9 protein-coding genes are annotated in these 12654 nt (G+C 71.7%); 2 read left to right on the top strand and 7 right to left on the bottom strand.

The genetic code is table 11. The features are described from left to right. Window positions 1-56: 56 nt before the first annotated feature. A complete protein-coding gene (locus tag CA12_RS22205; protein WP_165700814.1) occupies window positions 57-3827 on the top strand; it encodes a putative sodium/potassium/calcium exchanger in 3771 nt (1256 codons plus the stop codon). Between the two features lie 128 nt (window positions 3828-3955). Here the strand turns inward: CA12_RS22205 and CA12_RS16590 are convergent, their stop codons facing one another. From CA12_RS16590 to CA12_RS16575, 4 genes are all read right to left on the bottom strand, one after another. Beyond that, a complete protein-coding gene (locus tag CA12_RS16590; RefSeq protein ID WP_145360135.1) occupies window positions 3956-4741 on the bottom strand; it encodes a hypothetical protein in 786 nt (261 codons plus the stop codon). A 100-nt stretch (window positions 4742-4841) separates the two neighbouring features. Beyond that, window positions 4842-6143 carry a dihydroorotase gene (locus tag CA12_RS16585; RefSeq protein ID WP_145360134.1) on the bottom strand — a complete coding sequence of 434 codons (1302 nt, stop codon included), beginning with the start codon at window positions 6141-6143 and terminating at the stop codon, window positions 4842-4844. Then, the gene (locus CA12_RS16580; protein ID WP_242687971.1) at window positions 6140-7141 is read right to left on the bottom strand and encodes an aspartate carbamoyltransferase catalytic subunit; all 1002 of its coding nucleotides are present in this window, start codon (window positions 7139-7141) and stop codon (window positions 6140-6142) included. Before CA12_RS16580 ends, CA12_RS16585 begins: the two co-directional genes overlap by 4 nt. Window positions 7142-7163: 22 nt before the next feature. Further along, the gene (locus CA12_RS16575) at window positions 7164-8360 is read right to left on the bottom strand and encodes a serine/threonine-protein kinase (protein ID WP_145360133.1); all 1197 of its coding nucleotides are present in this window, start codon (window positions 8358-8360) and stop codon (window positions 7164-7166) included. A 144-nt stretch (window positions 8361-8504) separates the two neighbouring features. Between CA12_RS16575 and CA12_RS16570 the strand changes: the two genes are divergently transcribed. Continuing rightward, window positions 8505-9212 carry a hypothetical protein gene (locus tag CA12_RS16570; RefSeq protein ID WP_145360132.1) on the top strand — a complete coding sequence of 236 codons (708 nt, stop codon included), beginning with the start codon at window positions 8505-8507 and terminating at the stop codon, window positions 9210-9212. On the opposite strand, the gene CA12_RS16565 is transcribed toward CA12_RS16570, so the two are convergent. From CA12_RS16565 to CA12_RS16555, 3 genes are all read right to left on the bottom strand, one after another. Continuing rightward, complete coding sequence (locus CA12_RS16565; protein WP_145360131.1) at window positions 9178-10065, bottom strand: 3-keto-disaccharide hydrolase; 888 nt, start codon at window positions 10063-10065, stop codon at window positions 9178-9180. The genes CA12_RS16570 and CA12_RS16565 overlap by 35 nt on opposite strands. Further along, a protein-coding gene (gene prfB / locus CA12_RS16560; RefSeq protein WP_145360130.1) for a peptide chain release factor 2 occupies window positions 10062-11175 on the bottom strand; the annotation gives its coding sequence in 2 pieces (ribosomal slippage) (window positions 10062-11105 and window positions 11107-11175; 1113 coding nt in all). Before prfB ends, CA12_RS16565 begins: the two co-directional genes overlap by 4 nt. A gap of 116 nt (window positions 11176-11291) precedes the next feature. Then, window positions 11292-12602, bottom strand: coding sequence for a UDP-glucose dehydrogenase family protein (locus CA12_RS16555; RefSeq protein WP_145360129.1), 1311 nt, complete (start codon window positions 12600-12602; stop codon window positions 11292-11294). Window positions 12603-12654: the final 52 nt, after the last annotated feature.

Below are 12654 nucleotides of genomic sequence, written 5' to 3'. Positions count from 1 at the left end.
GCCCCCGCGGTCGACGGGACCGATAAGATAAGTCGTTCCCGACCGAAGAGTGTTTCATGAGCGCCGACGCCCCGTCCCGGCAGTACCTGACCTTCGATGAGTTCATCGAGGCCCAGGTCGACAAAGCCCGCACCGGCATTCGCTGGGCGGATCTGCTGACGGCGGCGGTGGGCCTGGCGGTGCTCGTGCTGGCTTACCTCAGCGCGTTTGTCGTGCTGGATCACTGGGTGATCCCCGGCGGGTTCAGCCCGCTGATGCGCGGTCTGCTGCTGGGCGCCGTCGCGCTGGCGGCGGCCGTTTGGCTGGGCTTCAAGGTGGTGCGGCCGGCGATGCGACGCATCAACCGGCTGTACGCCGCCGATCAGATCGAACGGCACGACCCCACGCTCCGCGGCGGTTTGATGAACCTCCTCGACGGCCCCGGCGGGGCGAACGGGCAGGTCCGCTCCGCCATGCAGAAGCGGGCCGCCGCGGCGTTGCAGAAGACGGACGTGGACGACGCCGTCGACCGCCGCGCGCTGATTCGGTTTTCCACCGCCCTGCTCGTGCTGGTGGTGTTCGCCTGCGGCTACGCGCTGCTCAGCCCGAAGGCGATCGGCGATTCCCTAGCTCGGGCCCTGCTGCCAAGTGCCCCTATCGCCCCGGTCACCCGCACCCGTCTGCTGCGGGTCGAGCCCGGCAACGCCAACGTGTTGGCCGGCGAGATGCTGACCGTCACCGCGGTGGTCGGCGGGGAGATCCCGAAGGAGGTGCTCGTCACCTACACGACCGACGACAGCCGGGCCGTCGGGGCGCCCGTGGTGCTGCGGGAGGCCGGCGACGAACTCACCTTTGAAGGCGTCATCGCCGGACCCGAGGGCCGCGGCCTGACCGGCCCGCTGACCTATACCGTCACCGCCGGCGACGCTGAGGCCGGGCCGTTCCGTGTGACCGTCTCCCCCGCCCCGCACGCGGAGTTGCAGTCGGTTTCGCTGACCTTCCCGGAATACACCCGGCTGGAACCCTTCACCCAGTCGACCGGCGCGGTGGACGCCGTCGAGGGCACGGTCGCCACGTTCACCGCGACCGCCGCCCTGCCGGTGAAGCGGGCGACGCTCGCTTTCGCCGACGACGCCGCCTTCGACGCCCCCGACGAGAGGGCGACGATGACCGTCTCCGAGGACGGCAAGACGCTCACCGGCGCCTGGACGCTCACCCGGCGTCGGGACGGCAGCGCCCCGGCCTTCTACCGGATCGAAGTGACTGACGCCGAGGGCTTCAAAGATCCTCGCCCCACCGTCCACCCGATCACGGTCCGCCCGGACGAGGCCCCGGAGGTCACGCTGCTGGACCCGGAAGGCGACATCACCCGCCCGGCGAACGCGACCGTCCCGCTGAAAATCACCGCCCGCGACCCGGACTTCCGGCTCAGCTCCCTCGCCTTGCGGCGGGAGAAGAACGGCCAGCCGACCGCGATGGAGATCCCGCTGTGGGAAGGTTCCGAGCGCGCCGTCTCCCTCACCCACGACTGGGATCTGACCGACGAGCAGGTCGAAGCCGGCGACGTCCTCACCTACTGGATCGAGGCCCTCGACAATCAAACGCCGCTCTTCAACCACCGCAACACCCCGCGGCTGACGATCACGATCACGGAGCCGGTCTCCGAGGAGCAGGCCGAGGAACAGCTCAAACAGGACCGCGAACGCCAGGCGGAGCAGGAACGCCAAGACCGCCCGGAGAACGCCGACGAGAACGAGCCGCCCAAGCCGGGCGAAGAGCAGGAACAGGAACCCGGCGAGCAGGGCGAGGGCGAGCAGGGCGAGGGCGAGCAGGGCGAGGGCGAGCAGGGCGAGGGCGAGCAGGGCGAGGGCGAGCAGGGCGAGGGCGAGCAGGGCGAGGGCGAGCAGGGCGCCGAGGGCGAGGCCGGCGAAAACGGCGAGGGCGAAGGCGAGAACCAGATGGGCGCCGCCGGCGAGAACGGCGCCGAAGGCAACGCCGAGGGCGACCAGAACGCGGACGCGCAGCCCGGCGGCGACCGCTCCGGCGAGCAAGGCGATTCGGCCGGCGAACGGGTCAGGGCGGACGGCTCCGAGGACGACAAAGCCCTCGAAAAAATGCTCGAGCAGCTCGGCAAAGAGCCGCAGGACGGACAGCCGCAGCCCGGCGAGCGGCAGCCCGGCGAAGAGGGCGGCCAACAACCGCAACCGGGCGAGCGCCCCGAGGCCGGCGAAGACAGTGCTGGTGAAGATCGCGGCGAAAATCAGCCGGGCGCCGGCGATTCCCCGCGCGGCCAGCAGCCTTCGGGAGAGCGTGAGGCGGACGGGAACGCCCCCTCCCCTGCCGAGGAACGCGGAGAACAGGAGGCCGGCGGCGGCATGAACGAACCCGGCGATCAGCCCGAGAACGAACGCGGTGCCGGCCCCGGCGGCGAGTCCGCCCCGGGGGGCTCGGCCGGTGACGAGGCCCCCAACGAAATGGGCGCCGGCGCCGACCAGAACGGCCCGGCCGGCGAGAACCGTGACGCCGGCAACCCCACCGCGGAGGGCGCCGATCCCAACGCCGGCGACCCCGGCGCGCCCGGCGAGCAACGCCCCGCCGGCGATCAGCCCCGCGGCGACAACCCGAACGCCGACCCCGCCGACGGTGCCGGCGAACAGGGCGCGGACCGCACCGCCGGCGACCCGGCCGACGCCGCGGACGCCGCCCCCGGCGAGGGTGCTCCCCCTTCAGGGACCGACCCGGGGGAGCCAGCCGGCGAGATGAACCAGCCGCCCTCCGGCAACCCGCCCCCCGGAGACCCCGCCGGCAACCAAAATGCCCCCGGCGAACCCGGCGGCTCCGAACAGCCCGGTGAGCGGCAACCGGGCCAACCGCAACCGGGCCAACCGCAACCGGGCGAGCGGCGGCCCGGTGAACCGCAGCCAGGCGAGGGCACAGACTCCGGCGAAGAGCCGAACGAGCGTTCGATGCAGGACGGCGAACGTCAGCCAACTGACCCGCCTGAGGGCGGCCCGCCGGAAGGTGAACGTTCCGAGGACGGTATGCCGGGCGGCCAACAACCCGGCGGTGAACAACCCGGCGAGGGCGACCAGCCGGGCGGTAATGAACCGGGCCAGGGCGAACAGCCCGGGCCCGGCGAGCAGCCCGGACAGGGCAACCAACCGGGTCAGGGCAACCAACCGGGTCAGGGCAACCAACCGGGTCAGGGCAACCAACCGGGCCAGGGCCAGCAGCCCGGTCAGGGCCAGCAGCCCGGTCAGGGCCAGCAGCCCGGTCAGGGCCAGCAGCCCGGTCAGGGCCAGCAGCCGGGCGCCGGCGAGCAGCCGGGTCAGGGAGCTCAGCCCGGCGAGGGCGCCGGGGCCGGGAGCGGGGGGAACGGCGGCGGCAGCCCGAACGGCGGACCGAACGGGGCGAATCCGTCCGACGGGTCCTCCGTGGACACGCCCGTCGACGAAGCCAACCGCGACTACGCCCGGCGGGCCACCTCGCTGGCCCTCGACAAGCTGCGGGACCAACTCGACCGCGGCGAGGTCGACCCGGAACTGCTGAAGGAACTCGGCTGGACCGAGGACCAGATGCGCCGGTTTGCCGACCGCCTCGGCGAGCGCCTCAACGCCCCGCAGCAGCCCGCCGACCCGCGGGAGGCCGCTCGGCAGAAGCAGTTCGACGCCCTCCTCGAATCGCTCGGCAACCGCCGCCGCAACGCGCAGGCGTTGCGGGAAGGTTCGCAGATCGAGGGCACCGATCAGGGCGAGATCGGCCCGCGCGACCTGCCGGTGCCGCCGGAGTTCGAGGATCTCTATCAGACCTACCGCCGCAGCATCAGCCGCTCCGGCGGCGGCGACTGAGGCCACGGCGAGCGAAGCTAAGGCGAGCGGGGGGCGTCAGCCCCCCGAGGTCGCGCCCTGTTTCGCTCCGAGGTCAAACGCCCGTTCGCTCCGGGGGCTGACGCCCCCGGCTCGCCGCTCGAGCGTCCTCAGAAGACGGGGCCGCCGGCCGGGGCGCCGCCGCCGCCGGGCTGCGGCGTCGCCGAGGGCATGCCCACTTCGAGGGTTTGCAGCATCAGGTCGCGCGGTTCGCCGAGCTCCGGGCCGATCATGGCCTCCTCCGGCATCACCAGCGCCACGATCACTTTCCGGCCGCCCGAGTCGTAGACGTACAGCTCCACGCGGTGGATCTGCTCGTCGCCGAACTCGCCGATCAACGGCTTTGGCGGAGTGCTGTACTGCACCGGCCGGGCGAACGGTGCCGCTGACCGAGGAAACGGCATCGACTGGAACGACTGCGGCTCTGGCGTGCGCAGGTTCATCGCCCGGGCGAATCGATCCGTGATCTCTTCCACAAACTGGTCCGGGTCCAGGTTGGGGGCGACCGGGTCGTCGTCCAGATTGCGGGAGTCCAGCACGTACAGCCACCGTTGGCCGGCCTGTTCACCGGCCGGGGGCAGCGGCCCCTTCCACGCCCCCTTCAGGCCCGGCAGCGGATCGAGCAGGTAGGTCGGCTGCCGCGGGTCCGGCGGCGGGATGAAGAACTCGTCCTCCAACTGCTCCTTGGTCGGTTTGGGCGGCGGGGAGACCGCGGAGAACCCCCGCGGCGTCCGCAGGGAGATCCCCGCGTACTGCCACGGCGCCGCCAACGCCGCGTCCAGCGCCTGCCGCTGGGCGTAATACGGCACCGTGTTGCCTTTGAAGTCCGCCAGATACTCGGCGTCGCCGCACCCCGCCGCGGCGAGAACCAACAGGAGACCACAGGGAACGCGCATGCGGGGCCGACCGAAACGGGAGAGGGGAACGGCGATCATCCGCCTCAAGCCCGCGGCGGGTCAACCGGCGGACGGGTCCGGAGGGGTCGACGGCCCGGGATCAACGAGTCGGCGGGGCAGGAAAGCCGCCGCGTTCGAAGACCACGCGGCCGCCCAGAATCGTGTGCGTCACCCGCCCCCGCAGCGTGCGGCCGGCCAGCGGCGTCCGGGCCACCGGCACGGCGAGCGTCGCCGGATCGCAGACGCCCTCCACGTCGGGATCGAACAGCGCCAGATCGGCGGGTGCCCCGACGGCGAGCGCCGGCTCCGGCTGCCCCAGGATCGCCGCGGGCCCCGTGGTGAACCGCTCGATCAGTGCCGACAGGCTGCCGACGCCCAGCGCCGTCAGCGCGGCGGCGAAGGCGGTCTCGAACGCTTCGAACCCCGGCGGGGCGACCAACAGATCCACCGGATCCAGCAGCCCCGGGTCGGGCCGGTGCCCGGCCGTCAGGGCGGTGATCGTCGGCCCTTCGACTCCCTGATTCAGGGCCAGTTCGACCAGAACCTGCCGGTCCGCGTCGCTGCGGAACGGGGGATCCACACGCCCGGCGGGATCGAACCCGCGGAGCGACCGTTCGTCGCAGAGCAGATGGGCCGTGACGATCGCGGCGGAGACCTGCGGCGGTTGCTGGAGCGATTCCTCGCGGAACGCCTCGACCGTGATCGCGGCTCCGCCGTCCGAGAGAGCCGTGAAATGCAGTCGGCCGCCGGTCGCCCGGGCCAGCTCGATGCCGCGGTGCACCGCGATCCGCTCCGCCGCCGCGGGTACGCCGAACAGCCCCTGCTCCGCCGCGACCTGTCCCGCCGCGGCGACGCCGCCCTCGCTCAGCGCCGCGTCCCGCGGCAGGTCGAACACCGGCCGGTCCAGCATCGCGGCGTACAGCAGGCCGCGACGGAGTAGTTCCGCATCGCCGTGCGGCTCCGGCCCGTCGCCGAACGCCACGGCGCCGACCTCCGCGGCGTCGCCCAGTTCCGCCAGCCGTCGGGTGCCCGATACCGTTAGTGGAGCAATCCGCAGCAGTCGCGGACAGGCCCCGCCGAAATCCCGCGCCCGGCGGGCGGTGCCGAACGCGGCGACGGTCGTGTACCCGCCCGCCAACGCCTGCCGGGCGAATCGCAGATCGACGCCCGCCGTGGGAGCGATCGCGTGCGGTTCGACGAACCCGGGGCAGACGACGAGCCCCGCCGCATTCAATGTGTCGTCCGCCGTGCCGCCCGGCGGGTCGACAAGGTGACCGTCTCGGATCCACAGGTCACGGACCTCGTCCGTTCCCGACGCGGGATCGATGACCCGGCCGCCGCGGATGAGGAGGACGGGGGACTCGGGGGGCTGACGCCCCCCGCTCGCCGGGGAGGAACTCATCGCCGTGCCTCCATCAGCGTCGCCAAGCAGGCCATGCGGATGAACACGCCGTTGGCGACCTGCTTCAGAATCAGCGAGCGTGGGCCGTCGGCCACCTCGCTGCTCAGTTCGATGCCGCGGTTGATCGGCCCCGGGGCCAGCACCCACGGGTCGCGGCCGCTGCGGTCCAGCCGCGTCTGGGTCATGCCGAACAGGCGGTAGTACTCCGCCGGGCTGGGGAAGAACGCGCCGCGTTGCCGCTCGAACTGCACCCGCAGTAGGTTCACCGCGTCGCTCTGGGCGAGGGCCTCGTCGAGGTCGGTGAAGAACTCCGCCCCCGGCAGATGGCGGGGCAGCAGGGTGGACGGCCCGCAGACGAGTACCCGGGCGCCCAGGGCCCGCAGGCCGTGGATGTTCGACCGGGCCACCCGGCTGTGCAGGATGTCGCCGACGACCGTGACGGTCTTGCCCGCCAGATCCCCCATCTCATCCCGCAGGCTCAGCAGGTCGATCAGGGCCTGGGTGGGGTGTTCGTGAGTGCCGTCGCCGGCGTTCAGCAGGCCGCAGGTGACGAACTCCCGGAGCCGGTGCGGCACCCCGGGGGAACCGTGGCGGATGACCATCAGATCGACGCCCAACGCCTCGATCGTACGGACGGTGTCCGCGACGGTTTCCCCCTTGGCGACGCTGGAGCCGACCTCGGTGAACTCGACTGTCTCCGCCCCCAACCGCTTTGCTGCGAGGCGAAAACTGTTGCGGGTGCGGGTGGAGTTTTCGAAGAACAGATTGCCAACGGTCGCCCCCGCCAGCGGCGCCGGCAGGTCCCGGGCTTCGCTGAGCCGGCGGAACTCCACCGCCTGATCGAGCAACTCGGTGATCTCCGCCCCGCTCATCCCCGCCAGCCCCACGAGGTGCCGCCGGTCCCACGGCTCCGCATGCGGTGCAAGCGAACCGGGGGCGAGGGGCGAGCCGGGGGCGTGAGCCCCCGGAGCGGCTGCGGTGGGCGAGGCGTCCGGCACGCCGCGGACGTTACCGGCCGATCTAAGGAACCGCGACCCGGCGGACGGGGGGAACGGCGTCGATCTCCGGCGACGGCGGCGCCGTCGATTCGGCCGGTTCGGTCGTCACGATCGGCGCCGGCGCATCGGCCGGTCCGGACGGCGACGCCGCCGGGTCCGGGACGCTCGCGGCGCCCACGATGCCCGCCAGAGCGAACCCGCAGGCGGTCGCCCAGCCGGCGGTCCGCACTGGGGAGAAGGCCGGACGCACGGGCCGCAATCGTTCCACGACCTCCGCGAAGGAGGCCGGCGGTCCGTCCCAGCGGGCATCGGCGGACAGGTGGCCGAGGAGGCGGTCGATTAGGTCGACCAGCGGCGCCGGGGCGTCCGGGGCCAGATCGCCGACCGGGGGCAGCGGCGGCCCGCCGAGGCCGACGGTGCCGAACCGCCGCGGGGCCAGCAGGAAGGGCGGGCGACCGGTCAGGGCGCCCCACAGCAGGGCGGCGAACGCGCGCAGATCTTCGTCAGTGCCGAACGTCGGCGGGCCGTCCGTCGGCTCCGCCCAACCGCCGCGGGAGACGTCGCCGGCCCCGTCGCCGGCCGTGCGGGGCGGCAGTAGCGGGGCGAGGCCGCAGTCGACCAGGACCGGCCCCGCCGGCCCCAGCCGCACGTTTTTGGCATGAATCTCCCCATGAATCAGCCCCGCCGCCTCCGCCGCGGCGAGCCCCCCGGCGAGCGTGCGGGCCAGCGCCAACGCCTCCTCCCCCGTGAATCGCCCCCGGGCTGAAAGCCGAGCCGCGAGCGTTCCCCCTGCCGCCGGCGCCGACAGCGTCCAGACCCATTGGCCCTCCCCGGCGCCGCCCGTCACCGCGTGCGGCACGACGATCGCCGCGTGCGGGACCGCCACCCGGCCGAGGTGATCCAGCGCCTCCGTTCGCACTCCGCACCGCTTCAGCACAGCCGGGCCGGCAGCCCCGACGGCCGTGCGGGTGCGGGCGCCGAGGGACCCGGCCACGACGAACTCGCCCACCCGCAGTTCGGCGTCGCGGCCCTCGATCAGCGCGGCGACCTGATAATCCGTCAGGGCGCCGGCCGCGTGCAGGCGGTCGAGCCAGAGCAGGTCCCCCGCCGGCACCTCGGACAACCGGCGGACCGCTCCGCCCAGTCGCCGGGCACGCTCGACCAGACGCCGGTCGAGGGCGGCGAGACGGGCGGCCAGTTCGGGCGGGGGAGCCGGCATGAACCGGGTTTTCGCACCCGAAGGGTCTCCCCGGCCAGACCGAATCCCGCCTTGACCGGCGGGCCGCCCCGTGGTGGAACGGGCGTTGGCCCCTCGCAACGCTCAGGGGGCTGATACCCCCGCTCGCCTCGTTCCCCGCTCCGCATGCCTGAACCTGTCGACGTTCCCGTGTTCGGCACGGAGCGGGCCGTGCGGCGCTGGGCGGCGGCGCGGCGTTCGGAAGCGGTGCGGTTCGTGGCGGGGCTCGGCGAGGGGGCGGAACCGGCGGTCTGCGTCGCCGTGGAGCGTTTCCCGGAAGAATGGTCCGCCGCGGCGGTGCGGGGCCTGCTGGATCGATTTCCGCTGTCGGCGTGGGTCGTCGCCTGTGGAGCGTGGGCGAACGGCGGGGCCCGGACCGGCTCGCCGTGGCCGGCCGCGCTCCGCTGCGGCGAGGCGGAGGCGGCCCGGCGGGTTCTGGTCGCCGTCCGGGGAGAACCGACGCCGGGGCCGCTGGCGGACGATCGCCCGGCGCCCTGCCCCCCGCCGGGCGTCGGCCCGCTGGCGGCGTTCAGCCCGGATGCGGCCTACCGGGAGGCCGTGCAGACCCTGCTCGGCGGGAGCGACGGGCCCGAGTGGGAACTGTGGGACCTCGACGCCTGGGACGCCCGGCGGGACGCGGCCCTCACCCGCTCCCGGCTGCGGGCGCCGCACCGGGTGCGAGTGGGCGTGACAGGTTTCGCCAGCCCAAGCCGGACGCACGCGTCCGTCTTGGGAACAACCGTGCGAAAGTGGGACCCGCCGGAGGTCGTGTGGGACCTCGTCTCCCGCTCGCCTAGGCTCAGAGTTCCTGGATCCGCAGGTTCCGGAAGCTGACGTCCGTCGTCGGGTCGTGGCCCTGCAACACGAGGTAGCCGGCGTCGTCCCGGCGGCCTTTGCGGGGGTTGGGGTCCGGGTCGCGTTCGTCGGTGAAGTCCGTGACCTGCAGGCCGTTCACCCAGGTCGCCATTCGGTTGCCGACCACCACGAGGGTCACGTGGAACCACTCGCCGTCGTTCGCGTTGACGTAGCGGGCGGCCTGCTGACGGAAGATGCCGCCGGTGCCGAAGCCGTCGCCGTAGTCGTCCGGGTCGGTGCGGCCGCCAGGGCCGAGGGTGTTTTGCAGCTGCATCTCGTAGCCGTTGGACGGCGCCTCCGCGGTCGGCTCCATCGTGCGGAAGAAGATGCCGGAGTTACTGTCCGGCGAGTTCAGCTTCACCTCGGCCTGCAGGATGAAGTCGCCGTACTGCTTTTCGCTCCGCATGAAGCCCAGCCCGCCCTTGATGCGGAGCACGCCGTCCTCGAGCGTCGTCTCGGCTTTGCTGCCGTCAACGGGGGTGAAGGAGGCGAGGTCGAGGGGGGTTGGTTCGGGGCGAAACTCGATCACATCCCCATCCTTCAGCACGGCCACGGCGCCTTCGGCGATCGCGGCCTCGGGGACCGGCTGCACGATCCCGTCGGCGTCCGCGGGCAGCGGCGTCTGCTCGGCGGCCAACACCCGATCGATCTCCGAGCCCGCGGCTTCGGGGGCTTCGACCGGCTCGAAGATCGGGGCGTCGTCCGGCTCCTCCGACGGTTCAGCGACGATCGAGACAGTCTCTTCCCGCTCCACGCCGCAGCCGGCGAGGGTGAACAACAGGGCGCCCGCGAAACCGCAAGCGAGGGTCGTGCCTCTGAGAGAAATGGTCATTCCCCAATGCTCCAACGCAGGTAGGAATCGATGAAGGGTTGCAGGTCGCCGTCGATCACCGCGTCCGGGTTGGTGGACCGGTAGTTGGTGCGGGTGTCCTTGGCGAAGCGGTCCGGGTGCAGGACGTAGTTGCGGATCGTTTCGCCGCCGAAGCCGATCTTGCTCTTCTCGCCGCGGCGGGCGGCGTTGTCGGCTTCCCGCTTTTCGACTTGGATCTGGTACAGCTTCGATTCCAGCATCTTGCGAGCCTGGGCCCGGTTCTGGTGCTGACTGCGTTGGCTTTGGCACTGCGTCACCACGCCGGTGGGGAGGTGCGTCAGGCGAATCGCGGATTCGGTCTTGTTGACGTGCTGGCCGCCGGCCCCGCTGGAACGCATCGTGTCCTCACGCACGTCCTTGGCGTAGTCGACCTCGATCAGGATTTCGTCGCCGAGGTCCGGGGTGACGTCCACGGCGGCGAAGCTGGTCTGCCGACGGCCGGCGCCGTCGAACGGGCTGATGCGGATCAGCCGGTGCTGGCCGCTTTCCCCCTTCAGGTACCCGAAGGCGTGATCGCCGACGATGCGGAGCGTGGCGCTGCGGATGCCAGCTTCTTCCGCCTCGGAAGACTCCACCAGCTCGACCTTATAGTCCTCGCGCTCGCCCCAGCGCTGGTACATGCGCAGCAGCATCGCGGCCCAGTCGGCGGCGTCGGTGCCGCCCTCGCCGGCCTGGATTTGGACGAAGGCGTCGCAGCGGTCCTCCGGGGCGCTCATCACCTGCCGAAGCTCCATCGCGTCGAGCTTCCGCTCCATCTCGGCGATCATGTTCCGCAGGTCGCCGGCGAGGGCTTTGGCCTCGGCCGGGTCCTCCGCGGCGAGTTCGAGGTACGCCTCCGCGTCGCCGCGCAACGCCAGCAGTTCGTCCAGGGGCTTGAGCACGCCCTGCACGTTCGACAGCCGTTTGACGACCTTCTGTGCCGACTCCTGGTCGTCCCAGAAGGTCGGGGCCGACATCTCCGCATTGATCTCTTCGACGGACGCGGTCAGGGCCGCGTGGTCAAAGAGAGTCCTTCAAGTTGGTAATGCGAGCGAACACCGCGTCGGCGCGGGCGGAGAGGTCCTGGTCCATTTGGGATTTCGGATGGGGGATGTTGAATGGAGACGAGCAGAATCCGGCGCCGACCCGCGAAGGTCCAGTCCGGCGCTCAAACATCCCACCTCCGAAATTGCCTATCCGCCATTCCCTCACCCCCCGGCGGACAGGCCGATGCCCTCGTAGGTGAAGCCGGCTTCGGCCATGTCGGCGGGGTCGAATAGGTTCCGGCCGTCGAGGATCACCGGGGCGTTCATCGTGTGCTTGAGGAAGTCGAGGTCCGGGTTGCGGAACTCGTTCCACTCCGTGCAGATGCAGAGCAGGTCGGCGCCGCGGGCGGCGTCGTAGTGGTGCTCGCCGTAGATCAGCTTGTCGCCGTACTGCTCCCGCACGTTCTCCTCGGCGACCGGGTCGTGCACCTGCACGGTGGCGCCGGCCTTCAGCAGTGCGTCGATCAGCACCAGCGCCGGGGCCTCGCGGATATCGTCGGTGCGGGGTTTGAAGGCGAGGCCCCACACGGCGACGGTCTTACCGGACAGGTCGTCGCCGAGATGCCGCTTCACCTTCTCGAACAGGACATGCTTCTGGCGGTCGTTCACTTCGTCCACCGCGGCGAGGATGCGGGGCTCCACGCCGGTGTCCTCGGCGACCCGCATCAGGGCCCGCACGTCCTTGGGGAAGCAGCTCCCGCCGTAGCCGACGCCGGGGAACAGGAAAGAGAACCCGATCCGCTGATCGTGTCCGATGCCCCGGCGGACGCTGTTCACGTCGGCGCCGACGCGTTCGCAGAGGTTCGCCATCTCGTTGATGAAGCTGATCTTCGTCGCCAGCAGGCAGTTGGCGACGTACTTGGTCATCTCCGCGCTCTCCCAACCCATGGACAGGAAGGGCCGTTCGGTGCGGAGGAAGGGGCGGTAGAGGTCGTGCAGGACCTCCGTCACCTCGGGCCGCAATGTGCCGACGACCACGCGGTCCGGCTTGGTGAAGTCGTCGACGGCGGCTCCTTCCTTCAGGAACTCCGGGTTGCTGGCGACATCCACGTCGCGGCCGGTCAGCTCCTTCAGGCGGGCGGCGACCTTACGGTTCGTGCCGACAGGCACCGTCGACTTGATCACGACGATCGCGTCCTTCGCCAGCCGCGGGGCGATGGTCTCGACGCAGCCGAACAGGGCGGACAGGTTCGCCCGGCCGTCGTCCCCCTGCGGGGTGCCAACGCCGATGAACACGCACTTCGCCGTTGGAATGGCGGCGTCGGGATCGGTGGTGAACTTCAGCCGACCGGCGGCGTGGTTCCGCTTGACCAGTTCCGTCAGGCCGGGCTCGTAGATCGGGATGACGCCCTGGTTCAGGCCCGCGACCTTCTTCTCATCGATGTCCAGACAGGTCACGCCGTTGCCGCTCTCGGCGAAACAGGTGCCCGTGACGAGGCCGACGTAGCCGGTCCCGATCATCGCAATTTTCACGGCGCATCAAGCCGCGGAGCCGCGGCGGTCAGAGGAATTCGGTTTGCGGGGG

Source organism: Alienimonas californiensis (genome assembly GCF_007743815.1).
Lineage (GTDB): Bacteria > Planctomycetota > Planctomycetia > Planctomycetales > Planctomycetaceae > Alienimonas > Alienimonas californiensis.
The sequence above is the reverse complement of the archived record's forward strand: the minus strand, read 5'-3'. Positions and strand labels throughout refer to the sequence as shown.

Bases quoted from the DNA above. Each gene is read 5' to 3' on its own strand.
- CA12_RS16575 (WP_145360133.1), bottom strand. From the start codon at position 8,360: ATGCCGGCTCCCCCGCCCGAACTGGCCGCCCGTCTCGCCGCCCTCGAC.
- CA12_RS16565 (WP_145360131.1), bottom strand. From the start codon at position 10,065: ATGACCATTTCTCTCAGAGGCACGACCCTCGCTTGCGGTTTCGCGGGC.
- CA12_RS22205 (WP_165700814.1), top strand. From the start codon at position 57: ATGAGCGCCGACGCCCCGTCCCGGCAGTACCTGACCTTCGATGAGTTC.
- CA12_RS16570 (WP_145360132.1), top strand. From the start codon at position 8,505: ATGCCTGAACCTGTCGACGTTCCCGTGTTCGGCACGGAGCGGGCCGTG.
- CA12_RS16585 (WP_145360134.1), bottom strand. From the start codon at position 6,143: ATGAGTTCCTCCCCGGCGAGCGGGGGGCGTCAGCCCCCCGAGTCCCCC.
- CA12_RS16590 (WP_145360135.1), bottom strand. From the start codon at position 4,741: ATGCGCGTTCCCTGTGGTCTCCTGTTGGTTCTCGCCGCGGCGGGGTGC.